The sequence below is a fragment of the Pseudomonas sp. G34 genome, assembly GCF_031119625.1.
Classification (GTDB): domain Bacteria; phylum Pseudomonadota; class Gammaproteobacteria; order Pseudomonadales; family Pseudomonadaceae; genus Aquipseudomonas.
In genome coordinates this window covers 12932-38921 of the sequence record NZ_JAVHZV010000011.1, presented here as the reverse complement: position 1 = coordinate 38921, position 25990 = coordinate 12932, and the positions used below count along the sequence as shown (strand labels likewise).

Genomic DNA, 25990 nt, shown 5'->3' with positions numbered 1-25990 from the left:
CCCACGCGTTTCGCTGACGTAGAGGAACACCGGTAATGCACGCGAAGGTAGTTGTGGTGGGCAGCCTGAACATGGACCTGATCGTCCGCATGCCGCGCTTTCCCGTTGCGGGCGAAACACTGGCCGGGCACGGTTTTGCTACCGCGGCGGGCGGCAAGGGCGCCAACCAGGCGGTGGCTGCCGCGCGGCTCGGCGCCACGGTAGCGATGGTCGGCTGTGTGGGCGACGACGCCCATGGCGCCGAACTGCGAGCCGGCCTGCTTGCCGAAGGCATCGACTGCAGCGGCGTGGCGACGGTGCCTGATGTAGCCACCGGCATCGCGACGATCCTGGTCGACGACGCCGGCCAGAACGCCATCGTCATCGCGGCGGGTGGTAACGGCGAAATGACCGCTGAGCGCCTGGTTGATCATGATGGTTTGCTGGCGGCGGCGGATATCGTCATCGCCCAGCTGGAAATGCCCATGGCCACCGTCGAGGCCACCTTGGCGCGCGCTCATGCACTGGGCCGCACGGTGATCCTCAATCCGGCTCCCGCGGTTGGGCCGTTGCCGGAAAGCTGGTACAGCCTGATCGACTACCTGATTCCCAACGAGAGCGAAGCCGCGCTGCTGACCGGCATCGCCGTCGACTCACCGCAAAGCGCCCTGCAGGCTGCGGAAAAACTGTTGGCCAGTGGTGCCCGCCGCGTACTGATCACCCTCGGCAGCCAGGGCGTTTTCTACGCCGACAGCGAGCGCCATCTGCACCTGCCGGTCGAGCCTGTGGTGGCGGTCGATACCACCGCCGCCGGTGACACCTTCGTTGGCGGCTTCGCTGCCGGTTTGGCCGAAGGCCTGCCGCTGGAAAGCGCCATCCGCCTCGGCCAGCAAGCCGCCGCCCTGGCCGTCACCCGGCCGGGCGCACAGCCCTCCATCCCTTATCGCCACGAGTTGCCCGCATGAAGAAGACGCCCCTGCTCAACGCCGAATTGTCCGCCGCCATCGCTCGCCTGGGCCATGGCGACATCATCGTCATTGGCGACGCCGGCATGCCGGTACCCGCAGGTACGCCATGCATCGACCTGGCGCTGACCGCCGGCGTACCGGACTTCGTCACTACCCTGAAAGTGGTGCTCAGCGAGATGCAGGTGCAGGGCCATCTGCTGGCCCGGGAAACCCTGGAAGTCGCGCCCCTGGCGCTCGAGGCCATCGAAGCGCTGACCGCAGCCGGGGAGTTGGGCGAGCGGCAACTGGTCAGCCATGACGAACTCAAGGCCGCCTGTGCCAAGGCTCGCGTGCAGATCCGTACCGGGGAGTGCCGGCCGTACAGCAATATTGCGCTGATCGCGGGTGTGACGTTCTAAGAAGCTGTTGACGATCTTCTTTAACGCGCCGCCTGGGCTGCTGCAAGGCAGAAGCAGACGTAGGGTGGATGACGCTCTTTTCATCCACCATTGCGATCGCAGAGCAGTGGACGGGTCGGGCCGCGTAGGTGAGGCGTCGTCCACCCTACGACTGCCGGCAGTTCAGCGATCTATTGTGGGAGCGGGCCATGCCCGCGATTCGCGCGCATGAACAACTAGGCGTCCCCGCCCGTTCCCACCATTCGTAGGTTACGCATCATCTGCGCGCATCCCAGGTAGACGTAGGGTGGATGGCGCTTTTTTCATCCACCATTGCGATCGTAAAGCGGTGGACGGGGCGGGCCGCGTAGGTGAAGCGTCGTCCACCCTACGCCTTTGGGAACGATTTATGCCGTAATTTTCGCGGGCATGGCCCGCTCCCACAGGTGTGAGTCTTACTGCCGCTTTCACTACCTTGCTGCTATCGCGCTCAACTCCAGCTCAGTATCGGCCAGCCCTCGCGTTCGGCATGCTCGCGCAGCACCGGGTCCGGGTTGACCGCGTGGGGTTTGTCGACCCGTTGCAGCAGCGGCAGGTCGTTGCGTGAGTCGGAGTAGAAGTAGGCGCCGTCCAGGCTTTCGCCGTGTTCTTCGAGCCAGGCATGCAGGCGGGTGACCTTGCCTTCGCGGTAGGTCAGCACGCCCCTGGTCTTGCCGCTGTAATGGCCGTATTCCTCGTGCAGGTCGATGGCCAGCACCTCTTCGACCTTGAGGCGTTCGGCGATGGCGCTGACCAGAAAATGCGCCGAGGCGGAAATGATCAGGATGCGGTCGCCGGCCTGGCGATGGGTGGCCAGGCAGCGGGTGGCGTCGCTGAAGAAGATCGGCTCGATCACGTCTTCCACGAAGGGCTCGACCACGAAGGCGACTTCCTCCGGCGTGCGCCCCACCAGCGGCGACAGGCTGAAGGTCATGTAGTCCTCCATGGCCAGTTTGCCTTCGGCGTACAGCGCCATCAGCTGGTGGTCCTTGGCGATGAAACTCTCGCCGTCGACCCAGCCCAGGGCGGCCATGTGCTCGCTCCACAGGCTGGCGCAGTCGCCGTTGATCAGGGTTTCGTCGAGATCGAAAATTGCCAGGGCCATGAGGGTCTGTTTTCCTTTCAGTACGACCGCGCCGGTGCCTATTTTTTTGCGAGGCAAGGCGCGAGCTGCGAAGTTTGGTGGGCCAAATGAGTCAGCGAGAAACGCAGTATCGCGAAAAAATAGGCCCGTCCCAAGGGGGTGCGCGGGAAGTTTCACCCGCTGTCGTGACACGATGTGGGGCTGGTCCAACCACTGCCTGCGTCTTGCGCCTAACCGGGTGAAAGTTCTCGCTGCAACGCGGCTTGTGCTGAAAGGTGAACAGACCCTATCCCACCTCTTTTACGGCGCTCGCCGCGATATCCAGTGAGATCGGGTGGCCGTTGGCGTGCAGGTCGTCGGCGCTGCGGTTGAGCACGTCGACCAGCAGTTCCACGCCGCCGGCGTCCACCCGGTAGCGGATGATATTACCGAGCAGGGCGTGGCTGCGAATGATTGCGCTGATCGGGCCCTGGCCGAGCACGATGGCTTCCGGGCGGATGGCCACCTGGCTGCTCAGCGGGCGGCCGAGCAGGCGGCTGGCGGTGGGCGCGTCGAGCAGGTTGTAGTTGCCGATAAAGCCCGCGGTGAAGGCATCGGCCGGCGCGGTGTAAAGGGTTTCCGCGTCGCCGCTCTGGACGATGCGCCCGGCGTTCATCAGGAAGATGCGGTCGCTCATCACCAGCGCTTCTTCCTGGTCGTGGGTGACGAAAATGGTGGTCAGGCCGAGTTCCTGCTGGATGCTGCGGATCTGCTCGCGCAGGTGTTTGCGGATGCGCGCATCGAGGGCCGACAGCGGCTCGTCGAGCAGCAGCAGGCGCGGGCGGGTGACCAGCGAACGGGCCAGGGCGACGCGCTGGCACTGGCCCCCGGACAGCTGATGCGGGTAGCGGCCGGCGAAGTCGCCAAGCTCGACCATCGCCAGGGCTTCCTGCACGCGCTGCGCAGATTCGGCTTTGCCGACCTTCTGCATGCGCAGGCCGAAGGCGACGTTCTGCGCGGCGGTCATGTTGGGGAACAGCGCGTAGCTCTGGAACACCATGCCGATGCCGCGCTTTTGCGGCGCCAGCGGCACCAGGTCGTCGCCGCCGAGCAGGATCCTGCCGCCATTGACCTCGGTAAGGCCGGCGATGCAGCGCAGCAGGGTGGATTTGCCGCAGCCCGACGGGCCGAGCAGGGTGACGAATTCGCCTTGCTGGATCTCGGCGTTGATGTCGCTGAAGATCGCGGTGCTGCCGTAGTTCTTGTGCAGGTTCTGGATGCTCAGGAAGCTCATGCCTTGTCCCTGTTCAGTCGATTGGCCGCCCAGGTGAACACCAGGACGAAAAAGAAGTAGGAGATCACCAGGGCGCTGTTGAAGTGGCCGCTGCTGTTCTTCATGTTGTTGAGGTACACCTGCAGGGTCTCGTAGCGCGTGCCGACCAGCAGGTTGGCGAACACGAACTCGCCGAACAGAAAGCTGAAGGACAGGAACAGCGACACCATCAGGCCCTTGCGCAGGTTGGGCAGCACCACCAGGAAGGCGGCTTTCCAGGTGCTGGCGCCGAGCAGGTGGGCGGCGTCCATGAGGTCACGCAGGTTGATGGCCTGCAGGTTGTTGGTGATCGCGCGGTACATGAACGGCAGGGCGATGGTGAAGTAGCAGCCGATCAGGATCCACGGCGTGCCGACCATGGCCAGCGGGCCGGAGCCGTACAGCTGCAGCAGGCCCACGGCGGAGACCACCGGCGGCACGGCGAACGGCAGCAGGATCAGCACGTTCATCAGCGCGTCGAGTTTGGGGAAGTGGTAATGCACCACGAACAGCAGCGGCAGGATCAGCACCACCGACAGCGCCAGGGCGCCGAAGCAGACCAGCAGCGACTGGCCGAAGGCTTTCAGAAAGCGCGGCTCGCCCCACAGCTGCAGGTACCACTTGAAGGTCAGGCCGTCCGGCAGGATGGTCGCTGACCAGCTGGTGGCCAGGGAGTAGAGCAGGGTGCCGGCCAGGGGCAGCAGCAGGATCAGGAACAGCAGCCAGACCACCACGCGGTGATAGAGGCTGGCTGCTGGGGCATCAGCGCGGGACATGGTAGCTCCTCCTCAGCAGCAACTGATGGACGAGGGTGATCGCCGCCATCAGGCCGACCAGGATCATCGCCAGGGCGCTGGCCATGTTCGGGTCGAGGGAAATGTCCCCGGAAATCATCGCGGCGATACGGATCGGCAGCACGTTGAAGTTGCCGGTGGTCAGGTAGTACACCGTGGCGTAGGCGCCCAGGGCATTGGCCAAGAGGATCACGAAGGTGCCGAGCAGCGCCGGGGTCAGCACCGGCAGGCCGATGTGCCGCCAGAACGCCCAGGTGCCGGCGCCGAGCAAGGCAGCCGACTCGCGCCAGTCCAGGCGCAGGGCGTCGAAGGCCGGGTAGAGCAGCAGCACACCGAGGGGAATCTGGAAGTAGGTGTAGAGCACGATCAGGCCGTTCTTCGAATACAGGTTGAAGCTCTCGATCAGCCCGGCCTGGATCAGCAGCAGGGTCAACGCGCCGTTGAAGCCGAGCAGGATGATGAACGCGAAGGCCAGGGGCACGCCGGCAAAGTTGCTGGTCATGTTGGAAAAGGCGATCACGAAGTCGCGCAGTTTCGAATCCACCTGGCGCAGCGAGTAGCTGCCGATGATGGCGATGAGCATGCCGAACAGGCTCGACCAGAAGGCGATCTGCAGGCTGTGCTTGACCGCCTGCATGTAGAACTTGGAGGCAAAGGCCTTCTCGAAATTGCCCAGGCCCCAGCCATCCGGCGTGTTCAGGCTGTTGAGCGCGACCCACACCAGCGGGGCGATCTGGAAGGCGATAAAGAACACCGCAAAGGGCAGCAGGCACAGCAGGGCCAGCCATTTGCCGCGCGGTTTGTGAGTGGCGCTCATCGCAGCAGCTCCCGGCACAGAGGTTTGTCATGGGCCACGCCGAGCAGCTCGCAGAGGGTGCCGCACAGCTCCAGCTGCTTTGGCGCGGCCGATTCGCTGAGGCTGAAGGCATCACCGAGCACGAACAGCGGCACTTCGCGCTCCTCGGCCAGCAGGCCGTTGTGCGAGCGGTCGTCGTTCATGCCGTGGTCGGCGGTCACCAGCACCTGGTAGCCGGCGTCGAGCCAGGCCTGCAGGTAATTGGCGAGCAGGATGTCGGCGACCCGCGCCGCGTTGCGGTACTGGCTGCTGTTCAGGCCGTGCTTGTGGCCGGCGTCGTCGATGTTCATCGGGTGCACCAGCAGAAAATCCGGCGCGTGCGCCAGGCGCAGGCTCTCGGCATCGTCGAACAGGTGCGAGTCGGGGTAGTGGTCGACGTAGTAGAAATGCCCGTGCTGGATCGGCAATTCGGCATCGCTGGTATGCCGGTCGCGGGCGGCCACGAAGGGCGCGCGGTTATACAGCTCGCTGATCCAGTGGTAGGCGGCAGCCGCCGTGCTCAGCCCGGCGGCGCGGGCGTAGTGGAACACGCTGCGCTCGCTGCTCAGGCGCACCACGTGGTTGTGCACGACGCCGCTGTCGATGGGCGTCACGCCGGTAAGAATGCACTCGTAGAGCGGCCGCGACAGTGACGGCAGTTCGCACTCGAGTTTGTAAAGGGCGGCACGGCCGGCGGCGCGATAGGCCTGCAGGTGGCCGAGTGCATGCCGAGCGACCTCGAAATTGAGGCCGTCGAGAATGACGAGGATGACCTTGGACGGCATGGGTGATCCTGGAGGAGTAGGGTGGATGACGCTCTTCTCATCCACCACTGGGATATCAAAATGGTGGACGGAGCGTCAGCTACGCGCCCCGGTCCACCCTACAAGGCTGAGGCCTGGATCACTCCATATTGATGATCACGTTTTCCTGCCACTGCTGCGGCAGGGCCTTGGAGGTCGCTTCCCAGGCGGCGGCGTCCTTGATCGGCTTGACCTTGGCGTACTGCTCGTTGGGCAGCAGCTTGGCCTGCACTTCGGCCGGCAGGGTCAGGTGCTCGGCGCGGATCGGTCGGGCGTTGCCCTTGGCCAGGTTGATCTGTCCGGCGTCGCTGAAGATGTACTCGCGGGCCAGCTTGGCGGCGTTGGGGTGCTTGGCGTACTTGTTGATGATGGTGGTGTAGCCGGAGATCACCGAGCCATCGGAGGGGATCAGCACCTCGAAGCGGTTCGGGTCGATCTGGTCACGGTAGGAGAGGCCGTTGAAGTCCCAGACGATGCCCACTTCCACTTCGCCTTTTTCCAGGGTCTGGATGGTCGGGTTGGCCAGCGACAGGCGACCCTGCTCGGCGATCTCGGCGAAGAAGTCCAGGCCCGGCTGGATGTTCTTCTCGTCACCGCCATTGGCGATGGCCGCTGCCAGTACGCCGTTGACCGCTTGGGCGGCAGCGCTGACGTCGCCGATGGCCACGCGGTACTTGCCGGTTTTCAGGTCGGCCCAGCTTTTCGGCACATCCTTGACCAGTTGCTTGTTGACGATAAAGGCGATGGAGCCGGTGTAGGCGAGCGCCCAGTGGCCGTCCTTGTCCTTGGCCCACTCGGGAATCTGCTCCCAGGTGCTGGGCTTGTAGGGCTGGGTCACGCCCTGCTGCACGGCGATGGGGCCGAAGGCGGCACCGACGTCACCGATGTCGGCGCTGGCGTTGTCCTTCTCGGCGGCGAACTTGGCGATTTCCTGGGCCGAGCTCATGTCGGTGTCCATGTGCTTGAGGCCGTACTTGTCGCTCAGGTCCTGCCAGGTGTCCTTCCAGTTGGCCCAACTGTCCGGCATGCCGACGCTGTTCACGGCGCCTTCTTTGCGTGCGGCCTGTTCCAGTGCAGTCAAATCCGTGTCGGCGGCCATGGCGTGGGAAGCCAGAGCGATGGCGCTGCCCATCAGCGATGCCAGTAGCAGTTGTTTCATTGGAAACTCCTTTGCGATGCGAGGTTGGTCTAGATCAGCAAGAGCCAAGCCAATGTAGGCGCTGCCAATGACAGTTTTGTGTCGGCAGGGCCGCTGGCCACTCATCGGCGTTGCGCTTAGCAGGCCATTGAAAAACGTAGGCGAGGCAGCTAGTGCAAGGCAAAAACAGCGGGAAAGCGCAATTTACGTGCTGTAAATGAGCATTTTGAGGCTGTTTTTAACGCAGCAATGGCAACGTAGGTAGTTTTTCAACGGCCTGGTTAGAGAGCGTAGACCAGCCCAAGGCATTGAATTGCCTGGCATGGGCCATGCTTGCAGCCTGGCTGTCATCTACCGGTCATGGCGCTTGCCTAGGCTGCACGATAGAAAAGCAGCCGCGCAGATGGCTGCAGCATGCCCCGTGATGGGGCTGGTCTAGTCCAAAAGGAATCAGGGTGATGCGCGATGACACGCCGCGGGCCGTTACCACCATCTGCCGCGCGTTGCAGGAGCAGATCGAGCACGGCCTGCTGCCCGCCGGCTGCAAGCTGCCGGCCGAGCGCCGCCTGAGCGATCTGTTCGACACCACCCGGATCACCCTGCGTGAGGCGCTGGGGCAGCTGGAGGCCGAGGGGCTGGTGTACCGCGAGGAGCGCCGCGGCTGGTTCGTGTCGCCCGCGCGGGTGGCCTACAACCCGTCGGTGCGCACCCACTTTCACGCCATGGTCGCCGAGCAGGGGCGGGTGCCGGCTACCGAGGTGCTGAGCGCGCGGCTGATGCCTGCCAACGCGAACATCTGCCAGCTACTGGGCCTGTCGGGGCTGTCGAGCGTCTACCAGATCCGCCGGGCGCGGCGCATCGACGGGCGGCTGGTGCTGTATGTCGAGCACTACCTGAACCCCGACTATTTTCCCGACATTCTCGACTTCGACCTGACCCGCTCGCTGACCGAGCTGTACGCCAGCGAATACGACGTGCGCTACGGCCGCGTGCGCTTCGACATGGTGCCCACCGCGCTGCACGCCGAGGCTGCCGCCGCGCTCAGGGTGGCGCCCGGCAGCCCGGCGCTGCGCATCACCCGGGTCAATCGCGACCAGCGCGGCCGGCTGATCGACTGCGACCTCGAGTACTGGCGCCATGACGCGATCCACATCAGCGTGGAAGTGCCGGATTGAGCGCAGCGAGCAATGATCAGCGGGTTTTCGAACGCCCGGCGAACTTCTGGATCAGGTGAGTCGCCCCGGACACGATCAGCAGATCACCCGCCAGTATTTGCGTACCCGGCGTGGCGTGCTGGAAGTCCTGATTGGCGCGTTTCAGGCCCACCACCGTCACGCCATGGACTTCGCGAATGCCGGATTCGGCCAGGGTCCGGTTGTGCGTCGCTTGCGGGGCGTGGATCTTGGCGATGGCGAACCCGTCATCGAACTCGATGAAGTCGATCATCCTGCCGCTGATCAGGTGAGCAACCCGTTCGCCCATGTCCGATTCGGGATACACCACGTGATGGGCACCGATGCGCTGGGCGATGCGCCCGTGCTCCTCGGTCAGCGCCTTGACCCAGATGTCCTTTATACCCAGTTCGGTCAGCGCCATGATGGTCATCAGGCTGGCCGCCAGGTCCGTGCCGATACCCACGATGGCGTGGGAAAAATCCGCCACGCCGAGCTGGCGCAGCACCATCACGTTGGTGGTGTCGGCCTGCACGGCGTGGGTGATCAGGTCTGCCCAGTGATGGACCGGCTCGGATTCGCGGTCGATGCCCATCACGTCATGGCCCAGGCGCATCAGCGACTGCGCCACGGAACTGCCGAAGCGACCGAGGCCGGCCACCACCACGCTGTCACCCTTGGAAAAGGCGAATTGCTCGGTAAACAGGAATTTAGCCGACAATGGGATGCTCCTCTGGGTAGCGATAAGGCATGCGGCGCTCACCCATGGCCAGGGAAACCGCAAGGGTTACGATGCCGACACGGCCAACATACATCAGCAGGGTCAGCATCAATTGACTCGATTCCGGCAGGTCCGCGGTGATGCCCGTGGACAGGCCGACCGTACCGAAGGCTGAGACCACCTCGAAGATCACCTTGTCGGTGGCGATATCGGTGGTGCGCAGGATGAACAGCGTGCCGATCACCACCATCGCGCTGCCCAGCACCAGGACGGTAATGGCCTGGCGCTGAGCCGCCGGGCAGATGCGTCGGCCGAAGGCTTCGGTATCACCACGGCCACGGATTTCGGCGACCACCATCAGCAGCAGAATGGCCACCGTGCCCACCTTGACGCCGCCCGCCGTGCCGGCGCTGCCGCCGCCGACGAACATCAGCAAATAGTGCAGCGCCCAGCTTTCATGGGTAAGGGCGCCAATATCGATGGAGTTGAAGCCTGCAGTGCGCGCCGATACCGAGGCAAAGGCCGCTGACAGCAGCTTGTCGCCAATGCTCATCGGCCCGAGCGTTGCCGCGTTGGACCACTCGGAAAACAGCAGGCCAACGAAGCCGCAGAGCAGCAGCAGCGCGGTGCCGCTGAGGGTCAGCTTGGTGTGCAACGACCAGTGCCGAGGATCACGGAAGCGGTTGCGCAGGTCGTGCAGCACCGGGAAACCGATGCCGCCGATGACGATTGCAGTCATCACCGGCAGCAGGATCAGCGCGTCGCTGGCGTAACGCATCAAGCTGTCCGGGTGGATGGAAAAACCGGCGTTGTTGAAGGCGGATATCGCGTGGAAAAGCCCGCTCCAGGCGGCGTCGCCCAGGGGCAGGTCGTAGGCCAGGTGCAACCTCAAGGTCAGCAGCAGGGTGATCAGCAGTTCCATGCCGAGCGTGACCACCAGCACCAGCTTGGCCACGCTGCCTACATCGCCGATGGCCAGCGTGCGTGATTCCTGTTGCGCGACCATCTTGGTGCGTAACCGAAACGAGCGGTTGACCATCAGGCCGAGCAGCGTCGCCAGGGTCATCATCCCGAAGCCGCCGAGCTGGAACAGCACCAGGATCACCACCTGGCCGAACCCCGACCAGTAAGTGCCGGTGTCGACCACCACCAGACCGGTGACACACACCGCCGAGACGGCGGTAAAGAAGGCAGTGACCCAGGGCGCACCGATGCCTTCGGCTTGGGCAATCGGCAGCATCAGCAGGGCGGTGCCCAGCACAATCACCAGCAGAAATACCAGGGCGACGATCCTGGCGGGATGCAAAAGAGCCTTCATGGACGGGAGACCAGGCAGGGCAGGAAATGGAAAGCAGGGCTTGCCGTCATTGGATGGCGCTTCGAGCAGTGGAGGTGGGGGATGCTACCTTCGCGCAGTCAGGGCGCGCAGCGCGTGGCGGTAAAAATTACGTTTTTTTTACGATGCACGAGCGCCGCACGGAGGGCCGCTGGCGCCGTGTTCAACCGGCTGTCGGGCGCCTGCCAGAAGGTCTTCGGGGCCTGTTGTCGAGGTGCCGGGCCGCGCGTAGAATCGCCGCCGCAGGCCATCCTCATACTTATAATTTCCCGCTCTCCGCATCGCCACTCCCCGCTTTCCATAGCGTTGGAGCGCGAGCTGCCGTGTGCGTGTTCGTCGTGTATGGGGTTGTTTTTTTCCGTTCGCTGCTACAGCCGCTCGCTGCCATTCAGGCCACGGGCGCAAAGGCCGTTGTAGGCAGCGTTCCCCCATGCGTGGACTTACCCGAATGAACACACCCGAGCAAACGCACAGCGGCAGCTGGCTGAGCGTGATCGCCCTGGCGCTGGGCGCCTTCATCTTCAACACCACCGAATTCGTGCCGGTGGGCTTGCTGAGCCAGATCGGCCACAGCTTCGAGATGAGTACCGCCAGCGTCGGCCTGATGCTGACCATCTACGCCTGGGTGGTGGCGCTGGCCTCGTTGCCGCTGATGCTGCTGACCCGCAATATCGAACGGCGCAAGCTGCTGGCCTGCGTGTTCATGTTGTTCATCGCCAGCCACATCCTGTCGGGCATCGCCTGGAGTTTCAGCGTGCTGATGGTCAGCCGTATCGGCATCGCCCTGGCCCATGCGCTGTTCTGGGCGATTACCGCTTCCCTGGCGATCCGGGTGGCGCCGGAAGGCAAGCAGGCGCAAGCCCTTGGCCTGCTGGCGACCGGCAGTGCGCTGGCCATGGTGCTGGGTATTCCCCTGGGCCGGGTGATCGGCGAGGTGCTGGGCTGGCGCACCACCTTCACCACCATTGCCGTGGTGGCAGGCGTGGTGGTGCTGTGCCTGATGAAGAACCTGCCGCTGCTGCCGAGCCAGAACTCCGGCTCGCTGCGCAGCCTGCCGGTGCTGTTCAAGCGCCCGGCGCTGGTTACCGTGTACGTGCTCACTGCGCTGGTGATCACCGCCCACTTCACCGCCTATACCTATATCGAGCCGTTCGCCCTGGAGGTCGCCGGCATCGCCGCCGACATGGTCACCGTTCTGCTGCTGCTGTTCGGTTGCGCCGGGATCATCGGCTCCATCCTGTTCAGCCGCTACAGCGGTCGCTTCCCCCGCGGTTTCGTGATCGCGGCGATCAGTGTGCTGAGCCTGTGCATGCTGCTTCTGCTGCCCGTGGCCCGCGAACACGCCTACCTGGCGACCCTGAGCGTGGTCTGGGGCATCGCCATGATGTGCTTCGGCCTGGCGCTGCAGGCCAAGGTGCTGAACCTCGCCTCGGACGCCACCGACGTGGCCATGGCGCTGTTCTCCGGCATCTTCAATATCGGCATTGGCGGTGGCGCCTTGCTCGGTAGCCTGGTGAGCAGCCAGCTGGGCGTGGCCAACGTGGGCATCGTCGGCGGCCTGTTGGGTATCGGTGGCCTGCTGCTGTGCTGCGTGACCACCTACCGTTTTTCCCGGCCGCTCAAGGTGCAGCCGCTGTAGGGCATCTCCAAGAACTACCTGCGTTGTCAGCACTGCGTTTAAAACAAGCTCAAAATGCTCATTTACAACTCGTAGACTCCGCTTTTTCGCTTGTTTTTGCCTTGTGCTGACTGCCTCGCTACGTTTTTAGAGGCTCCCCATGAGGGTTTCAGGTCTGCCGGCTCAGCCATTCGTCCCGGCTGAGCGCCCAGGTTTGCGAGGCTAGCCGGCCACAGACGTAGTCACTCTCGCCGGTTTCCACCAGGTGCATGCCTTCGCGTATGGACAGTCGCTGCGAGGCGATGTTGTCGACCGCCTTGGGCACCTGCATAAGCGGGCGCTGCAGCACCTCGAACCAGTAGCGATTGACCGCCACACAGGCTTCGCCCATCAGGCCCTGGCGTTGCCAGGCTGGGGCGATCCAGAAGCCGCGGTTGTTGCCGGGCGTGTCCATCAGGCTGACCACGCCGATCACCTGCTCGGGTTCGGCGATGGGCCGCAGCGTCCAGTGCCATTCACTGCCAGCGGCCATGGCGGGCAGGGCGACATCACGCAGGTAGCTCAACGCGCCATCGTCAGGGTAGGGCCAGGGCACCTGGCTATTGAGGTAGCGCACCACCTCCCATTGGGCGAACAGTGGCTGGATCTGCGCGGCGTCGGCCAGTTGCAGGGGCTGCAACAGCAGGCGTGGGGTATGGAGGCTGGGGAAGGGCATGCGGGCAATCCATGGCGAGGCGTAGCGACCGATAGTGCCGGGCGCCGCCTCGTTTGTCATGTCGACTCAGGCCGTAGCAAGGACGTGCGCCAGGTGCTCGCGGTAGCGTTGCACGTCACGCTCGACATCCGGACGCTTCATCACGTCCACGCACAGGAAGGTCGGCAGGGCGCTCATGCCCAGGAACGCCTGGGACTTGTGGAAAGGGAAGTAGACCGCGTCGACGCCCTTGCCTTCGAAGAAGTCGCTCGGGTCGTCGAAGGCCTGCTGCGGGGCGTTCCAGGTCAGCGACAGCATGTACTGCTTGCCGTGGATCAGGCCGCCGCTGCCGTACTTCTGCGACGCATCGGAGCGGGTGCGGCCGTCGCTGGCGTACAGGCTGCCATGGCCTTCGGTGAACACTTCGTCGATGTACTTCTTGACGATCCACGGCGCGCCCATCCACCAGCCCGGCATCTGATAGATCACCACGTCGGCCCAGAGAAATTTCTGCACCTCTTCGGCGACATCGTAACCGGCGTCGATCTCGGTGGTCTTGAACTCGAAACCGGCCCCGTCGAGGTACGCGGCAGCGGTTTCATGCAGGGTGCGATTGAGGCGGCCATCGGAGTGGGCGAATTGCTTGCCGCCGTTGAGGAGCAGAATCTTCTTCATGCTGGGCTTCCCGTAACTGATTGAATGGCGCCAGGTTACGGGCTCTCGCGGGGGCGAAAAATACCTGTATGCGCAAATCATTAGTGACTCGAATGCATGAATGCAAGGCGATTGTTTGCGCTAGGGTGTGCAGCACCGCCACCACCGAGCACCTTTCATGTACGGATTCATCCTCCACGCCCACACCCGCCCGGAACGCGCCGACGACTTCGAGCAGTTGTTCCGCGCCTACGTCGAGCCCAGTCGCGCCGAGCCGGGTTGTATCGAGTACCACATGCTGCGCGATGCCAGCGACCCGACGCTGTTCATCTTTTTCGAGGTCTGGCAGTCCCGCGAGTATCTGGCGGTGCACAACGCCTTGGCGCATATGCGCGACTTCCATGAGCGGCGCATGGACTACCTGAACCGGGATTTCGAGATCCGCGAAATCCACATGCTCAGCCCGTCGTCGGCCTTCTTGTCGCCTGGCAAGTAAGCCCTTCGTTCAGCCAGCGTGATCCGCTGGGGCTGGACAACGGCAGCGGCTGGCGCCATGGTCGCGTCTTTGTTCGATCGAGAGCGGTACATGACCAAACGCGTTCTGCTGTATGTATTGCTGACGATCGTTCCGGTGCCTGCCGCATTGGCCTGCGCGCCGGGTGAAACCCGGGTGTGCCTGGGCGGCTGCATCTGCGTGCCGGACCCCAACGGCGTGCTCGGCCCGATGCAGGAGCGCGCCGGCACCATCACCGCTGCCGCGCTGGAAGGCTGGATCCTGCGCTCGCGCGAATCGGCGTTGCGCCAGGGGACCCTGCCGATTCCGCCAGCGATCCGCCAACAGCTGCTGCCGTTCTACGCAGCCGAACTGCTCGACTCGGTGCGCTACAAGGTCGGCGACCTCGACGAGCTGAGCGCGGCCCGCAACGTGATGCAGAACCCGGATATCCGCGCGGTCACCCTGGTCGACATCATCGTGTTTCGCGACGCGCACATGGCCGAACAGGATGCCGCCCTGTGGGCCCATGAACTGCTGCACGTGCAGCAGTACCGGGAATGGGGTACGGCGGGCTTTGCGGCGCGCTACAGCCGCGACTTCAACGCCGTCGAGGCGCCGGCCTATCGGCGCCAGGCCGAAATCGCGCGGCTGTTGCGCGAGCAGGCGGGAAACTGAGGCGAAATCAGCGGGCGGTTCTGCCCCGTAGCGCGATGATGCACAGGGCGATAGCGGCCAGGTTCAGGCTCAGCGGGTTGAACGCCTGGGTCAGCAGCGCAGGCGCGACGAGTGCCACATCCACCAGCAGCAGCGTCAGCGCCGCCACTGCCGCCCACAGCGGCCAACGCTGCCGGCGCAGCAGCACAATAAGCAGCCCCAGCAGCACTTCGCCGCCACCGGCCACTGGCAGGAGATGGTGAGGCAAGCCATGGGCGTCGAGCAGCTGCAGTTCGCTGGCATCGCTGAACAGCAGCTTGGGCACCAGCCCGTGGTAGATGAAGATCGCCGCCACTGTCAGGCGTGCCAGCCAGGCGTCAGTCATGCAGGAAACGCTCGCGGTCTTCGGGGCGCGGCACCTGACAGTATGGGTAGCGGCCAAACAGGCGGTAGCGATTGCGGGCGATGGGGTCATAGACCCAGTCACGCAGGCGGCGTGGTAGCACCCGCGCCACCGTCGCCCAGCGCCACGGGGCTGGCAGCTGATGCAGGATGGCCAGAATGGCGTCGCTGCGCTGCAGGGCCCTGCCGCCCTCGACATAAAGGAGCGTGTCGAAGTGATCCAGCGGCATGCCGAACCAGGCCAGAATCGCCTGGCCCTGGGGCGACTGCACGCTGCACAGCTTGAGCTTGGCGGCGCGGTCATGGCGTATCAGAAAGCGGCTCCAGCCGTTGCACAGCTTGCATACGCCATCGAACAGCACGACGCGATCACCCGCCTGCAGGTGGGGTGGGTAAGCCATGAATGTTCTCCACGCTGATGACCTGGCCAGCGTAACGCAACCGAGCGCTGAGAACGATATTTCCCCGGCCTGCCTGCGCGAGATTCAGGTCGAGGCAGGCTAGGTGATCATCGCCAGCGTGGCCAAAAAGCCTGCATTTTTCCTTGGCACCACTGTCAGTTTGTCTGCGGATTCGCCCACCCTTGCGCGCGGCATGTTTTTGCTTCGCAAAACCCCGATGACCCCCGTACCTACCTTCTATGCTGGATGGCAGAGCAGCCTGCAATTTCTGGCTGAGCGGTCCTCAATAATTCGGCAGGGCAGCCGATGAATTTCAACGTGATTGCCTTTTGGAGTAAGAGCATGTTCGGTAACCAGTGGAAAAAACAATTGCAGGCCAAGGATGCCGAACTGTCGCTACTCCGACAGCTGTACCACGGCATCGAGACCGAGATGATCATGCTGACCATCGATCCCGATTTCCGGATCATCGATTCCAATGCCAACTTCTCACGCTTCATTGGCCACGGGCCCGAGCAGTTGGCCAATCGGCCGATGAGCGACATCGTGCCGGCGTACGTGAAGAACCTGCCGTGTTTCAAGAACTTGAGCGAGGCCATACGCACCGGGCGCTCGGTCAGTGATCGCTACCGGTTCCTACGCGCCGATGGTTCACTGGTGTGGCTTCAGGCCTGCTGGCAGCCGGTGGTCGATGAGCGCGGTGCGGTGCGCCGCGTTCAGTGCTTTGGCAGCGAGATCACCGAAACCATGAATCGCGCCCGTGAAAACGAGGATTTCATCAACGCCTTGCTGCGCTCCACGGCGGTGATCGAGTTCGACCTCAGTGGCCATGTGCTGACCGCCAACGACCAGTTCCTGCACGGCATGGGCTATAGCCTGGAACGCATCAAGGGCAAGCACCACAGCATGTTCTGCGAGTCCCAGGAAACCCACTCCGCCGACTACAAGCAGTTCTGGGAGCGCCTGAACCGCGGCGAGTTCATGGCCGGACGTTTCAAGCGTATCGACAGCCACGGCCGCGTGGTATGGCTGGAGGCGACCTACAACCCGGTGCACGACACCCAGGACAAACTCTACAAGGTGGTGAAGTTCGCCACCGTGATCACCGATCAGGTCAACCGTGAAGAAGAGGTCAACGACGCGGCGGGAATCGCCTACGGCATTTCCCAGCAGACCGACACCGCCGCCCAGCGCGGCGCCCAGGTGGTCACCGACACGGTGCAGACCATGCAGCGCATCTCCGAACAGATGGGCTCGGCCTCCGAAGGCATCGAGGCGCTGGGCAAGCAGTCGGTATTGATCAGTACCATGGTGCAGACCATCGGCAGTATCGCCCAGCAGACCAACCTGCTGGCGCTCAACGCGGCCATCGAGGCCGCGCGTGCCGGTGAGCAGGGGCGGGGTTTCGCGGTGGTCGCCGACGAGGTTCGGCAATTGGCCAGCCGCACCAGCAAGGCCACCGAGGAGATCGTCGGCGTGGTGCAGGAAAACCAGAAGCTGGTCGACGCCGCCGTGAGCGACATGGCCAGCAGCCGCCAGCAGGCCGAAGCGGGGCTGGAATTGGCCAACCAGGCGGGCGACGTGATCGTCGAGATTCGTCAGGGCGCCAAGCAGGTGCTCGGCGCGGTGGAGCGCTTTGCCAGCCAGTTGAAATAAGCGCGGGGCCTGATGACGAGCCGCGCGTCTCGTCGTCAGGCCATCGGCGGCAACCGTCGCTTCACGGTGGTCTTCTTGACGATGGCGGTGTTGGTCAGCGCATAGACGTTGATGTGGTCGAGGATCTCGTCGAGCTGCTCCATCGAGCGTACGTGAAGCCGGGCGATAAAGCAGTCTTCGCCGGTGACCTTGTCGCACTCGGTGAATTGCGGCGTGGCCTGGATCTGCCGCTCCACTTCATGCAGCTGGCCGGGCAGCGGGCGAATGCGCACGATGGCCTGCAACTGATAGCCGAAGGCACGCGGGTCGACCTCTACGCCATAGCCTTGCAACACGCCTTTCTCTTCGAGCTTGCGCAACCGTTCGGCCACGCTGGGCGAAGACAGGCCGCTGATCTGTGCCAGCGCCTTGAGCGAGCGGCGGGAGTCTTCCATCAGCGCGTTGATCAGTTGCTGGTCTTTTTCATCGGTCATCATCGATCCAAAGGCATTTTGCGAAATATGCCTTGATACTAAAGTCTGCCTGCGGTTTTTGCCTCCGTTTTGCCATGGAGCGGCTGCACGTCGCTCGCCATACTTTGCGCACCACCTGAAGGAGCGTATCGATGGACAAGCAAACCCACAGAGGCACGCTGGAAATGGTCGCCGCCATGCTGATTTCCGGCACCATCGGCTGGTTCGTTCTGTTGTCCGGCTTGCCGGTTCTGGACGTGGTGTTCTGGCGCTGTGTATTCGGTGCGCTTACCTTGTTGCTGGTCTGCGCGCTGCTTGGCCACCTGCGCCCTGGCCTGCTGAACCGCGTTACCCTGATGTTGGCCGTAGTCAGCGGGGTGGCCATCGTCGGCAACTGGCTGCTGCTGTTCGCCTCCTATTCCCGCGCATCGATTTCCATCGGCACGGCGGTCTACAACGTGCAGCCGTTCATGCTGGTGATCCTGGCGGCGCTGTTGCTCGGCGAAAAACTCACCCTGCAAAAGCTCGCCTGGCTGTCGGTGTCTTTCTTGGGGATGCTGGCCATCGTCAGCGCCCACGACAACGTCGAGCAGGGGGGTGACGACTACCTGGTGGGCATCGCCTTCGCCCTCGGCGCCGCCTTTCTATACGCGGTGGCCGCATTGATCATCAAGAAGCTCAAGGGCGTGTCGCCGCACCTGATCGCGCTGATCCAGGTCAGCGTGGGCGTGCTGATGCTGGCGCCAGTGGCCGACCTCGCCACGCTGCCCAAGGGCGAGCAAACCTGGTCGATCCTGCTTACCTTGGGTGTGGTGCACACGGGCGGCATGTACGTGCTGCTGTACGGCGCCATCCAGAAACTGCCGACCGCGCTGACCGGCTCGCTGTCATTCATCTATCCGGTTGCGGCGATTGCGGTTGACTGGCTCGCTTTCGACCATCAACTGACCGCGCTGCAGTGGCTGGGCGTTGCCGCGATTTTGCTGGCGGCTGCGGGGATGCAGCAGGGGTGGCGTTGGTATCCGCGCCAAGGCGCTGGGCTCAGTCCGAAGCCCTGATCACCATCTTGATAAAACGCGATGGCACCTGAATCAGTTGCTTGTCCTCGGCAGTGCGTTTGAAGAGCAAGCTGTCGCCCATCAGCCACACCACGTGGACGTCCTTCAGTGAGCACTGGTTATCGAACGCCAGGGCCATTTGCGCATCGTTGTCGCAGTAGCTGCTATCCAGAACGATGCGCTCGGCCTGGTAGTTGCCCAGGCCGATGGCGCGTACGGTTTTGTCTGGCAACGCGGTTAAGAGCCCGCTGTAGAAGGCGATCAGCAGGGCAAAGAAGGTGGCGAAGTGCAGGGTGAAGCTCCAGCCTGCTACGAAGCTAATTGCACAAATTCCTCCTATTACGCTGATCAATACGGGTGTTCCATAAACTACAAAAGCGCGCAGCAGATCGTTGTCTATTCGATCGATGCCGGTGGCAGCGTCACGAATGATCAAGAAGGTGAATAACGCGACGATGATGTTTGGGACATAGGCCGACCAGATGTAGCGCAAAAAACTGTAGGCCCTCAGCTCCAGCAATTTCTGCAACAGCAGCCCTGCGATCAGGGTGATCAGCGCAGGAGCCAGAAACATCGCATGTTGAAAAAGCGATGTGTACGCGAATGTCATATACATCACGCATAGCGTGCTGGCAGCGAAGGGTGCGACGTAAACCAGGCCAATCAGAATGCCGACGAACCGGTAGGTCTGTGTGTCATTGGCCGGCCTTATATAGCGCAGTTCTTCCTTGATGGGCGGCGAGTTGACGAATCCATAGTGCAGCCAGGCGCCGGGCACCACCAGCAGAAGTACGTAAGTTCCGACCAGGACGAAGCCGAGCACGGCTGCAGCCAGCAGCAGCGAGGAAAACTGGAAGAGGTCGAAGGTCGGGTAGAAGCCGTGCCGGTTGAAATACAGCAGAAAGATCGCGAAGCCGAATAATGGCGGGCAGAATTTGGCGACGGGGGAGGCGTACCGGCTGAAAAAGCGCTGCGAACGTTCGATGACCAGATCGATCAGTTCGTCGCTGTCCATCGAGGGCTTATCCAGCCAGCGCGTCATACGGCTACTTCCTTGTTGGCACTGTGAGCGGGCCCATCAGTGGGCCCGCCATATGGGTTTTCGGCTGCAACGCCGAGCATCGCGCGGCGTCGTCATGGTGCAACTGCGCGGTCGATCCAGTCAGGCAGATCGGAACCGCCCAGCCTTCACAGCACTCAGTGCGGCGCTTGCCGTCGTGCCGTTTTCAGCAGGTCTTCCGGGCTGATATGGCCGACCACCTGGGTGGCGGCGCTGCCCGGTTGTGGCAGGTCGAGGATATGGCCTTTCATCTTGCCGATCACGTGCATCTCGCAGGGCTTGCAGTCGAACTTCAGGGTCAGTACTTCATCGCCGTGCACCAGTTGCATGGGCGCGACCTTGGTCTTCACGCCGGTCACGCCCTTGGCCTGCTTGGGGCACAGGTTGAAGGAGAAGCGCAGGCAGTGCTTGGTGATCATCACCGGCACTTCGCCTTCTTCTTCGTGGGCCTCGTAGGCCGCATCGATCAGTTGCACGCCGTGGCGATGGTAGAACTCGCGGGCCTTGTGGTTGTACACGTTGGCCAGGAACGACAGGTGCGACTCCGGGTACACCGGCGGCGGGTTGCTCTCGGCCTTGCGGCTGCCGCGTGGGTGGGCGGCCACGCGGGCTGCGGTCAGCGCTTCGATGGCCTCGCGGCGCAGGCTTTTCAGCTGCGAGTTGGGCACGAAGAACGCCTGGGGGGCGTCCAGCTGCACGCCCTGGGCGTGGTAGATGGTGGTGCCCAGCTGGGTGAGCAGGTCGCGCAGGCCTTCGAGGGCCTGTTCCGGCTTGTTGGCGACACCGAACGGGCCGGGCAGGGCGACCTCGACGCTGATGCCTTCTTCGCTGGTGGCGGTGAGCGTGAGTGCAGCTTCGCGCAACTCGGCCTTCCAACTGACGCCGATACGGCGTTCGGCGCTGGTGCGTTGCAGCGCCTGCTGCCAGTTGTGGTCGAGGTTGCGCGAGAGCGGATGATTGGGGCGCAGGCGGAACATGCCCTCAGGCATTTCGTTGGGCTCGACGCGGTAGCGGTAGCGCTTCTCGCCGTCTTCCTCGAACTCCGCCTTCAGCTCGGCGATGTTGGCGCGGAAACCGACCACCTCGCGCTTGACCAGCACGTTGAGGCCGTCGCCGTTGGACAGCGGCTCATGGGTGACGGCGATCAGGTCGCGCTTGTTGACCTTTTCGACCTGGCCTACCAGCAATCCGGTGAAGGTTGGCGAGTCGAAGGCGCCGATATCCACCTTGCGCTCGGTGACGAAGTAATCGGTGCTGCCGCGATGGAAGGTCTTGTCCGGGTCGGGTACGAAGAAGTGCGCGGTACGGCCGCTGGAGGCACGTGCCAGGTCCGGGCGGTCTTCGAGGATGGCGTCGAGTTCGCGGCGGTAGTGGGCGGTGATGTTCTTCACGTAGGCCACATCCTTGTAGCGGCCCTCGATCTTGAACGAGCGCACGCCGGCCTCGACCAGGGCGCGCAGGTTGGCGCTCTGGTTGTTGTCCTTCATCGACAGCAGGTGTTTCTCGTAGGCGATCACGCCGCCCTTTTCATCCTTGAGGGTGTAGGGCAGGCGGCAGGCCTGGGAGCAGTCGCCGCGGTTGGCGCTGCGCCCGGTCTGCGCATGGGAGATGTTGCATTGGCCGGAGAACGCCACGCACAGCGCGCCGTGGATGAAGAACTCGATGGCGGCATCGGTTTCATCGGCGATGGCGCGGATTTCCTGCAGGTTCAGCTCGCGGGCCAGCACCAGCTGGGAGAAGCCGGCCTGGTCGAGAAACTTGGCCCGGCCCAGGGTGCGGATGTCGGTCTGGGTGCTGGCATGCAGTTCGATCGGCGGAATGTCCAGGTCCAGCACGCCCAGGTCCTGCACGATCAACGCATCCACGCCGGCGTCGTAGAGCTGATGGATCAGCTTGCGGGCCGGCTCCAGCTCGTCGTCATGCAGGATGGTGTTGATGGTGGTGAAGATGCGCGCGTGGTAATGACGGGCGAACTCCACCAGCCTGGCGATATCGCTCACCTCGTTGCAGGCGTTGTGCCGGGCACCGAAGCTCGGGCCGCCGATGTAGACGGCGTCGGCGCCATGCAGGATGGCCTCGCGGGCGATCTCGACGTCGCGGGCAGGGCTGAGCAGTTCCAGGTGGTTCTTGGGCAAGGACATGGTTTTTTCTTTATCAGGCGACACGGGCAAGGGGCGCATTGTACCGGGCTGCCGCCGCCTCGGCACCCGCGATGTGCCGGACGGCTGGCGAGGCTGTCGGCGGCAGGGCATCTGTGGGAAAGTAGCGGCCTTTTTTCAGAGGGGCGTTTGCGATGGATAACAGAGGGCTCGAAAAGCTCGATCAGTTGTTGCTCAAGTACGGCAACGACGACTCGATTCTTTCCGCCAGCGAGCTGGACGGCTATTTCGCGGCCATCGTGTCCGGCCCGCGGCAGGTCGACCCCGGCACCTGGTATCCCCACATCTGGGCTGAGCAGTTGCCCAAATGGGCCAACGACAAGGAAGGCGAGCGCTTTACCAAGCTGGCCGTCGAGCTGATGAGCGAAGCCGCCTATATGCTTGGCGAGGAGCCCGATGACTACGAGGCGATCTTCCTGGCGGACGACAAGGGCAAGGGTGAAAAACTCATCGTCTCGCAATGGTGCGCGGGTTACCTGCGCGGCGCCCAGGTGGCCGGCTGGATCGACGCCGAGCTGCCCGACGTGCAGGCGGCCGCCCTGGCGAGCATCACCCTGCACGGTAGTGAAGAGGGTGTGGAGGCGCTCAACGCCATGTCCGACGAGGCGTATGACGCCTCGGTCGCCAGCGTCGAACCAGCAGCGCTGGCGCTCTACGACTACTGGCAGCAGCATCTGGAGCCACTGCTGCCGGTACGCCGGGAAGAGACCAAGGTCGGCCGTAACGACCCCTGCACCTGCGGTAGCGGCAAGAAGTACAAGCAGTGCTGTCTGCGTGCCTGAAACCGCTCATTCAGGATGAGCAGGGCGCGGCAGCGGCTCATTACCGCTGCCGAACAGCTCCACGGCATCCTGCATTTCCAGCCACCAGCTCTCCTGCCAGCGCAGCAGCTGCAGCTGCTGGTCATGGGTGCTGAGCTGGTGACGCTGCGGTTTGCCCGCATGGCCGAGCTGCGAAGCCAACACGCAGTTGCACAGCCAGTCGTGGAGGCGAGCGGCGCGGCCTGGCGGGCTGTGATGGCTGAGCTGAAGCACGTTGCGCAGATCGATCATCGCCTGGGGTGACGCCTCGTTACCGAACAGGATGCCGCTGGGCTTGCAGTGGTAGAGCAGCGCCGCCTGGCTATCGGAAAAGCACAGCACCGCACAGATGGCCTCTGCACAGAACCACAGGCGCCCATCGGCGCTGGCGTGAACGGCGATTGGCCGCCCCTCGAAGTGAAATGATCTTGCGTAGTTCATGGCACCTCCTTGTGCATGATCAGCGTCACAGCGCCCGTGATGAAACCATGAATTTAATTTATAATTAAACCGTATGTTCAATCAAGCATGGAAGCGGAATTTAACGTCCGCCCATGACCGAGAAAACCGAATTTGCCCAGCGCCTGCGCGATGCCATGCTCGCCGCAGGCTACCCTGATCGTCCCGCCGTGCTGGAGCGGGAGTTCAACTCCCGCTACTGGGGGCGCTCGGTGACGTTCCAGGCCGTGTCGCGATGGCTGCGCGGCGAGGCCATTCCCTCCCAGGACAAATTGCAGGTGCTGGCCGACTGGCTGCGTGTCGAACCGCAGGCGCTGCGTTTCGGCGAGCGCGCAGCCATGGCCGTGCGCGAGCAGCGCGGCCGCTGGGAAGATCCGCAGTTCTACCCCGAGCGAGAAGCCATCGAAGCCTTTCTCGCCCTGCCTGCCGGGCAGCGCAAGGTGGTGCGTGATGTGATCATGACCTTCGCGCAGACAGCCAAGCGCCCGGATACCGCCGAGTAAGGCAGTTGCCCTCAGCGTGAAACGCCCATTGGTGGCAACTGAGCCGATATCGCTGAATGGACATTGGCCAAAGGTGGCGCGGTGCCTGGGATGGAAACGGGCCGCTGGGGGCTTCATCACGGCCCGCTGACCGCTCTGCCGGAGTCGACCGACTCCAGCAGCCCTCGCCCCGCTCTAGTTCAACAACTCGCCAAATGCCTTGTCCGCTTCCAGCACGGCGGGCAGGGCGTCGAACAGCTTGGCCAGATCCACTTCCTCGAACAGCGGGCCGTCCAGATCCTGTTTGGCAGCATCGCTCAGGCCATGGGCCTCCAGGCTTTCCTCGACGTGGATGGCCTGGGCCACCAGGCGCGCATACTGGCCGTCGCCCGGCGTCTGGGACGGTTTGTTCTGGTAGGCGATGGCGTTCTGGATCAGCGCCGGTAACTGCCAGCGGCGTGCCAGCTCGGCGCCGACTTCCGGGTAGCCGAAGCCCAGCTGCATGGTTTCCTCGGCGGCGTGGGCCGCGGCTTCACGTTGCGGGTGGCGGTTCAGGCGCCGGGCGAAGTCCGGGGCGCCGGTCTGGATCAGCAACTCGCCGATGTTGTGCATCATTCCGCAGGTAAAGGCGGCGTCCGCGTCGAGCTTGAGCTGCTTGGCCAGGGCGCGGGCGATGCTCGCCACGCGGAAGCTGCGCAGCCAGAACTTTTTCAGGTTGAAGCCGGTATCGACCTTGAAGGCACCGGTCATCGCCGAAGCCAGCACCAGGGTGCGCAGGGTGTTGAAGCCCAGGCGCATGGCGGCGTCCTCGACGCTGCTGGCATCGCGCGAGCCGCGAAAGCGCGCCGAGTTGGCCAGGCGCAGTACCTTGGCGGCGACCACCGGGTCACGCTCGATATTACGCGCCACGCTTTCCAGGTTGGTGGTGGGGTTGTCGAACTGCTGGATCAGATCCTGGGCGACCTTGGGGACGGTGGGCAGGGTGTGCAATTCGGCGAACAGGCTGGCGATATCCATATGAAGCTCCTGGGGGAAAACCGGGGGACTATATGGAGTTTCAGCATAGCCGCGCTGTTGGCGCGTGCCAGCTCTACAGCTGGGTTTTCGCCTCGGCAAACGAGATTGCCGACGAGAAAAAACCCGGTGTTTCAACGCCAGGCCGTGCTCAGCCGAGGGCCGCAGCCTCATCGCTGACCACCTGGTTGCGGCCCGCGCGCTTGGCCGCATAGGTGCGTCTGTCGGCGGCGTTCATCAGCTCGTCCAGGCGCTCGCCGTCCTGGCCGAGGCTGGCCACGCCGGCGCTGAGGGTCATCTGCATGGGCGTCCCCTTCACGTACAGAGGCGTGCTGGCCAGGCATTCGCGCAGTTCCTCGGCGATTGCGGCGGCCTGGGCGGCGGTGGTATTGGGCAGCAGGGCCGCAAACTCCTCGCCGCCGAGCCGGCACAGCAGGTCGGTGGTGCGCAGGCGCTGCGACAGCACATAGGCGAAATGGCGCAGGGCCTGGTCACCGATTTCATGGCCGAAGCGGTCGTTGATCTGCTTGAAGTGGTCGATATCCAGGTAAACCAGGGCCAGCGGCGCGTCGTTGCGCTGGGCGTGGCCACGCTCGCGGGCGAAGACCTCGGTCAGCTTGGAGCGGTTCGCCAGGCCGGTGAGGTAGTCGGTGCTGATCAGTTCGATCAGGCGCTTCTCGGTCTGGGCGCGGGTGTGTTCGTAGGTGTGCGAGAAGATGGTGATGGCCAGGGTGGCCATACCGATGTCGAGCAGAAAGCCGAGATTGTCGCTGGGGTTTTTCTCGGTGTAGTACTGGGTGTACAGGTACAGGCCGAGGCTGACGAACAGGATCGAGCCGAGCAGCCCCAGGCGCAGGCCGAGCAACAGGTAGAGGATGATCGGGATGGTCTGGATCCAGGCGAAGATACCCACCGAGGTATTCGGGTTGGCCAGGGTTGCCATCATCACGCCGAGAAAGGGCACCAGATAGACGATGGTCAGGGGGCGCAGGTAGCGAGTGCGCTCGACCACCACCAGCATGTACAGCGACAGCAGCGTGTAGACCACCTCGATGCTCACCAGCAGCCACAGCCCGCGGGTGGCATTGAAGATCGAGAACAGCACACCGAAACACATGGTCACCCAGAGCAGGGTCTTGAACATCCTGCGCCGGGACTGATCGTTGTGATCGATTGGAGCCAGCATCGAAACGTCCTTCGGGTCGCCTTGGCGCACGCCGTTGTCGGCGTGTCCTGGCGGCTGCGCCGTTTGGTAGGAGAGGGGAAGTGAGTATGGGGGCAATTCTGCACGAAGCTGGCCCTGTGCTACTAGGGATATTTGCGCGTGCGCACGCTGCTCGAGGCCTGTGCATCGCCAGCGTCGCGGCCTGGCGTCGCCGAAGCTTTCACCAGTA

28 protein-coding genes and 1 pseudogene are annotated in these 25990 nt (G+C 63.6%); 11 read left to right on the top strand and 18 right to left on the bottom strand.

The genetic code is table 11. The annotated features are described in order from the left end of the window. Positions 1–35 precede the first annotated feature (35 nt). Complete coding sequence (rbsK, locus tag QYS36_RS09830; RefSeq protein ID WP_308839307.1) at positions 36–944, top strand: ribokinase; 909 nt, start codon at positions 36–38, stop codon at positions 942–944. Next, the gene (rbsD, locus tag QYS36_RS09825) at positions 941–1345 is read left to right on the top strand and encodes a D-ribose pyranase (protein WP_308839306.1); all 405 of its coding nucleotides are present in this window, start codon (positions 941–943) and stop codon (positions 1343–1345) included. The genes rbsK and rbsD overlap by 4 nt, the downstream gene beginning before the upstream one ends. Before the next feature lie 469 nt (positions 1346–1814). Here rbsD and QYS36_RS09820 read toward each other — a convergent pair whose 3' ends face one another. The 6 genes from QYS36_RS09820 to QYS36_RS09795 form a co-directional block, all read right to left on the bottom strand. Then, a complete protein-coding gene (locus tag QYS36_RS09820) occupies positions 1815–2468 on the bottom strand; it encodes an HAD family hydrolase (protein ID WP_308839305.1) in 654 nt (217 codons plus the stop codon). Between the two features lie 265 nt (positions 2469–2733). Then, on the bottom strand, positions 2734–3720 hold the full coding sequence (locus QYS36_RS09815) for an ABC transporter ATP-binding protein (protein ID WP_308839304.1): 987 nt from the start codon (positions 3718–3720) through the stop codon (positions 2734–2736). Next, positions 3717–4514, bottom strand: a complete 798-nt coding sequence (locus tag QYS36_RS09810; RefSeq protein WP_308839303.1) for an ABC transporter permease — start codon at positions 4512–4514, stop codon at positions 3717–3719. The genes QYS36_RS09815 and QYS36_RS09810 overlap by 4 nt, the downstream gene beginning before the upstream one ends. Further along, positions 4501–5349, bottom strand: coding sequence for an ABC transporter permease subunit (locus QYS36_RS09805; RefSeq protein ID WP_308839302.1), 849 nt, complete (start codon positions 5347–5349; stop codon positions 4501–4503). Before QYS36_RS09805 ends, QYS36_RS09810 begins: the two co-directional genes overlap by 14 nt. Beyond that, a complete protein-coding gene (locus QYS36_RS09800) occupies positions 5346–6152 on the bottom strand; it encodes an alkaline phosphatase family protein (protein ID WP_308839301.1) in 807 nt (268 codons plus the stop codon). Before QYS36_RS09800 ends, QYS36_RS09805 begins: the two co-directional genes overlap by 4 nt. 118 nt (positions 6153–6270) lie before the next feature. Then, positions 6271–7329 carry an ABC transporter substrate-binding protein gene (locus QYS36_RS09795; RefSeq protein ID WP_308839300.1) on the bottom strand — a complete coding sequence of 353 codons (1059 nt, stop codon included), beginning with the start codon at positions 7327–7329 and terminating at the stop codon, positions 6271–6273. 437 nt (positions 7330–7766) lie between these two features. Between QYS36_RS09795 and QYS36_RS09790 the strand changes: the two genes are divergently transcribed. Further along, positions 7767–8483, top strand: coding sequence for a UTRA domain-containing protein (locus QYS36_RS09790; RefSeq protein ID WP_308839299.1), 717 nt, complete (start codon positions 7767–7769; stop codon positions 8481–8483). 16 nt (positions 8484–8499) lie between these two features. Here the strand turns inward: QYS36_RS09790 and QYS36_RS09785 are convergent, their stop codons facing one another. Together QYS36_RS09785 and QYS36_RS09780 are read right to left on the bottom strand one after the other, a co-directional pair. Next, positions 8500–9201, bottom strand: coding sequence for a TrkA family potassium uptake protein (locus QYS36_RS09785; RefSeq protein WP_308839298.1), 702 nt, complete (start codon positions 9199–9201; stop codon positions 8500–8502). Then, complete coding sequence (locus QYS36_RS09780) at positions 9191–10519, bottom strand: potassium transporter TrkG (RefSeq protein ID WP_308839297.1); 1329 nt, start codon at positions 10517–10519, stop codon at positions 9191–9193. The genes QYS36_RS09785 and QYS36_RS09780 overlap by 11 nt, the downstream gene beginning before the upstream one ends. 466 nt (positions 10520–10985) lie before the next feature. On the opposite strand from QYS36_RS09780, the gene QYS36_RS09775 reads away from it, so the two are divergent. Further along, on the top strand, positions 10986–12176 hold the full coding sequence (locus QYS36_RS09775) for a sugar transporter (protein WP_308839296.1): 1191 nt from the start codon (positions 10986–10988) through the stop codon (positions 12174–12176). Between the two features lie 148 nt (positions 12177–12324). Here the strand turns inward: QYS36_RS09775 and QYS36_RS09770 are convergent, their stop codons facing one another. Together QYS36_RS09770 and QYS36_RS09765 are read right to left on the bottom strand one after the other, a co-directional pair. Then, positions 12325–12870 carry a GNAT family N-acetyltransferase gene (locus QYS36_RS09770; protein WP_308839295.1) on the bottom strand — a complete coding sequence of 182 codons (546 nt, stop codon included), beginning with the start codon at positions 12868–12870 and terminating at the stop codon, positions 12325–12327. Positions 12871–12936: 66 nt separating this feature from the next. Beyond that, a complete protein-coding gene (locus tag QYS36_RS09765) occupies positions 12937–13524 on the bottom strand; it encodes an NAD(P)H-dependent oxidoreductase (RefSeq protein WP_192425298.1) in 588 nt (195 codons plus the stop codon). A 157-nt stretch (positions 13525–13681) separates the two neighbouring features. Between QYS36_RS09765 and QYS36_RS09760 the strand changes: the two genes are divergently transcribed. Together QYS36_RS09760 and QYS36_RS09755 are read left to right on the top strand one after the other, a co-directional pair. After that, entirely contained in the window at positions 13682–13999 is a 318-nt protein-coding gene (locus QYS36_RS09760) for a putative quinol monooxygenase (RefSeq protein ID WP_308839294.1), read from the top strand. 90 nt (positions 14000–14089) lie between these two features. Further along, positions 14090–14674, top strand: coding sequence for a DUF4157 domain-containing protein (locus QYS36_RS09755; RefSeq protein ID WP_308839293.1), 585 nt, complete (start codon positions 14090–14092; stop codon positions 14672–14674). Between the two features lie 7 nt (positions 14675–14681). On the opposite strand, the gene QYS36_RS09750 is transcribed toward QYS36_RS09755, so the two are convergent. After that, a complete protein-coding gene (locus QYS36_RS09750) occupies positions 14682–15038 on the bottom strand; it encodes a DoxX-like family protein (protein ID WP_308839292.1) in 357 nt (118 codons plus the stop codon). Continuing rightward, positions 15031–15456, bottom strand: a complete 426-nt coding sequence (locus tag QYS36_RS09745) for a thiol-disulfide oxidoreductase DCC family protein (RefSeq protein WP_308839291.1) — start codon at positions 15454–15456, stop codon at positions 15031–15033. The genes QYS36_RS09750 and QYS36_RS09745 overlap by 8 nt, the downstream gene beginning before the upstream one ends. A 306-nt stretch (positions 15457–15762) precedes the next feature. Here QYS36_RS09745 and QYS36_RS23950 point away from each other — a divergent pair. Continuing rightward, positions 15763–16575: pseudogene (locus tag QYS36_RS23950) on the top strand (PAS domain-containing protein); the annotation flags it as partial. Further along, positions 16555–17112 carry a methyl-accepting chemotaxis protein gene (locus QYS36_RS23945; protein ID WP_374990438.1) on the top strand — a complete coding sequence of 186 codons (558 nt, stop codon included), beginning with the start codon at positions 16555–16557 and terminating at the stop codon, positions 17110–17112. The pseudogene QYS36_RS23950 and the gene QYS36_RS23945, both read left to right, overlap by 21 nt. A 35-nt stretch (positions 17113–17147) precedes the next feature. Here QYS36_RS23945 and QYS36_RS09735 read toward each other — a convergent pair whose 3' ends face one another. Next, positions 17148–17585, bottom strand: coding sequence for an Lrp/AsnC family transcriptional regulator (locus QYS36_RS09735; protein WP_308839289.1), 438 nt, complete (start codon positions 17583–17585; stop codon positions 17148–17150). A 131-nt stretch (positions 17586–17716) separates the two neighbouring features. Here QYS36_RS09735 and QYS36_RS09730 point away from each other — a divergent pair, with 131 nt between their 5' ends. Next, on the top strand, positions 17717–18622 hold the full coding sequence (locus tag QYS36_RS09730) for a DMT family transporter (RefSeq protein ID WP_308839288.1): 906 nt from the start codon (positions 17717–17719) through the stop codon (positions 18620–18622). Here the strand turns inward: QYS36_RS09730 and QYS36_RS09725 are convergent. Together QYS36_RS09725 and QYS36_RS09720 are read right to left on the bottom strand one after the other, a co-directional pair. Then, positions 18606–19664, bottom strand: coding sequence for a hypothetical protein (locus QYS36_RS09725; RefSeq protein ID WP_308839287.1), 1059 nt, complete (start codon positions 19662–19664; stop codon positions 18606–18608). The genes QYS36_RS09730 and QYS36_RS09725 overlap by 17 nt on opposite strands. A gap of 155 nt (positions 19665–19819) precedes the next feature. Further along, a complete protein-coding gene (locus QYS36_RS09720) occupies positions 19820–21823 on the bottom strand; it encodes a U32 family peptidase (protein ID WP_308839286.1) in 2004 nt (667 codons plus the stop codon). A 152-nt stretch (positions 21824–21975) separates the two neighbouring features. Here QYS36_RS09720 and QYS36_RS09715 point away from each other — a divergent pair, with 152 nt between their 5' ends. Beyond that, entirely contained in the window at positions 21976–22623 is a 648-nt protein-coding gene (locus QYS36_RS09715) for a YecA family protein (RefSeq protein WP_308839285.1), read from the top strand. 6 nt (positions 22624–22629) lie between these two features. Here the strand turns inward: QYS36_RS09715 and QYS36_RS09710 are convergent, their stop codons facing one another. Next, positions 22630–23082 (bottom strand): BRO family protein, encoded by a 453-nt coding sequence (locus QYS36_RS09710; protein ID WP_308839284.1) that lies wholly within the window; start codon positions 23080–23082, stop codon positions 22630–22632. A 113-nt stretch (positions 23083–23195) separates the two neighbouring features. Here QYS36_RS09710 and QYS36_RS09705 point away from each other — a divergent pair, with 113 nt between their 5' ends. Then, positions 23196–23603, top strand: a complete 408-nt coding sequence (locus QYS36_RS09705; protein ID WP_308839283.1) for a transcriptional regulator — start codon at positions 23196–23198, stop codon at positions 23601–23603. 174 nt (positions 23604–23777) lie between these two features. Here the strand turns inward: QYS36_RS09705 and QYS36_RS09700 are convergent, their stop codons facing one another. Next, on the bottom strand, positions 23778–24599 hold the full coding sequence (locus QYS36_RS09700) for an HDOD domain-containing protein (RefSeq protein WP_308839282.1): 822 nt from the start codon (positions 24597–24599) through the stop codon (positions 23778–23780). A gap of 148 nt (positions 24600–24747) precedes the next feature. Beyond that, entirely contained in the window at positions 24748–25782 is a 1035-nt protein-coding gene (locus QYS36_RS09695) for a GGDEF domain-containing protein (RefSeq protein WP_308839281.1), read from the bottom strand. Between the last annotated feature and the right edge of the window lie 208 nt (positions 25783–25990).

Bases quoted from the DNA above. Each gene is read 5' to 3' on its own strand.
- rbsK (WP_308839307.1), top strand. From the start codon at position 36: ATGCACGCGAAGGTAGTTGTGGTGGGCAGCCTGAACATGGACCTGATC.
- rbsD (WP_308839306.1), top strand. From the start codon at position 941: ATGAAGAAGACGCCCCTGCTCAACGCCGAATTGTCCGCCGCCATCGCT.
- QYS36_RS09820 (WP_308839305.1), bottom strand. From the start codon at position 2,468: ATGGCCCTGGCAATTTTCGATCTCGACGAAACCCTGATCAACGGCGAC.
- QYS36_RS09815 (WP_308839304.1), bottom strand. From the start codon at position 3,720: ATGAGCTTCCTGAGCATCCAGAACCTGCACAAGAACTACGGCAGCACC.
- QYS36_RS09810 (WP_308839303.1), bottom strand. From the start codon at position 4,514: ATGTCCCGCGCTGATGCCCCAGCAGCCAGCCTCTATCACCGCGTGGTG.
- QYS36_RS09805 (WP_308839302.1), bottom strand. From the start codon at position 5,349: ATGAGCGCCACTCACAAACCGCGCGGCAAATGGCTGGCCCTGCTGTGC.
- QYS36_RS09800 (WP_308839301.1), bottom strand. From the start codon at position 6,152: ATGCCGTCCAAGGTCATCCTCGTCATTCTCGACGGCCTCAATTTCGAG.
- QYS36_RS09795 (WP_308839300.1), bottom strand. From the start codon at position 7,329: ATGAAACAACTGCTACTGGCATCGCTGATGGGCAGCGCCATCGCTCTG.
- QYS36_RS09790 (WP_308839299.1), top strand. From the start codon at position 7,767: ATGCGCGATGACACGCCGCGGGCCGTTACCACCATCTGCCGCGCGTTG.
- QYS36_RS09780 (WP_308839297.1), bottom strand. From the start codon at position 10,519: ATGAAGGCTCTTTTGCATCCCGCCAGGATCGTCGCCCTGGTATTTCTG.
- QYS36_RS09775 (WP_308839296.1), top strand. From the start codon at position 10,986: ATGAACACACCCGAGCAAACGCACAGCGGCAGCTGGCTGAGCGTGATC.
- QYS36_RS09770 (WP_308839295.1), bottom strand. From the start codon at position 12,870: ATGCCCTTCCCCAGCCTCCATACCCCACGCCTGCTGTTGCAGCCCCTG.
- QYS36_RS09765 (WP_192425298.1), bottom strand. From the start codon at position 13,524: ATGAAGAAGATTCTGCTCCTCAACGGCGGCAAGCAATTCGCCCACTCC.
- QYS36_RS09760 (WP_308839294.1), top strand. From the start codon at position 13,682: ATGTACGGATTCATCCTCCACGCCCACACCCGCCCGGAACGCGCCGAC.
- QYS36_RS09755 (WP_308839293.1), top strand. From the start codon at position 14,090: ATGACCAAACGCGTTCTGCTGTATGTATTGCTGACGATCGTTCCGGTG.
- QYS36_RS09750 (WP_308839292.1), bottom strand. From the start codon at position 15,038: ATGACTGACGCCTGGCTGGCACGCCTGACAGTGGCGGCGATCTTCATC.
- QYS36_RS09745 (WP_308839291.1), bottom strand. From the start codon at position 15,456: ATGGCTTACCCACCCCACCTGCAGGCGGGTGATCGCGTCGTGCTGTTC.
- QYS36_RS09735 (WP_308839289.1), bottom strand. From the start codon at position 17,585: ATGACCGATGAAAAAGACCAGCAACTGATCAACGCGCTGATGGAAGAC.
- QYS36_RS09730 (WP_308839288.1), top strand. From the start codon at position 17,717: ATGGACAAGCAAACCCACAGAGGCACGCTGGAAATGGTCGCCGCCATG.
- QYS36_RS09725 (WP_308839287.1), bottom strand. From the start codon at position 19,664: ATGACGCGCTGGCTGGATAAGCCCTCGATGGACAGCGACGAACTGATC.
- QYS36_RS09720 (WP_308839286.1), bottom strand. From the start codon at position 21,823: ATGTCCTTGCCCAAGAACCACCTGGAACTGCTCAGCCCTGCCCGCGAC.
- QYS36_RS09715 (WP_308839285.1), top strand. From the start codon at position 21,976: ATGGATAACAGAGGGCTCGAAAAGCTCGATCAGTTGTTGCTCAAGTAC.
- QYS36_RS09710 (WP_308839284.1), bottom strand. From the start codon at position 23,082: ATGAACTACGCAAGATCATTTCACTTCGAGGGGCGGCCAATCGCCGTT.
- QYS36_RS09705 (WP_308839283.1), top strand. From the start codon at position 23,196: ATGACCGAGAAAACCGAATTTGCCCAGCGCCTGCGCGATGCCATGCTC.
- QYS36_RS09700 (WP_308839282.1), bottom strand. From the start codon at position 24,599: ATGGATATCGCCAGCCTGTTCGCCGAATTGCACACCCTGCCCACCGTC.
- QYS36_RS09695 (WP_308839281.1), bottom strand. From the start codon at position 25,782: ATGCTGGCTCCAATCGATCACAACGATCAGTCCCGGCGCAGGATGTTC.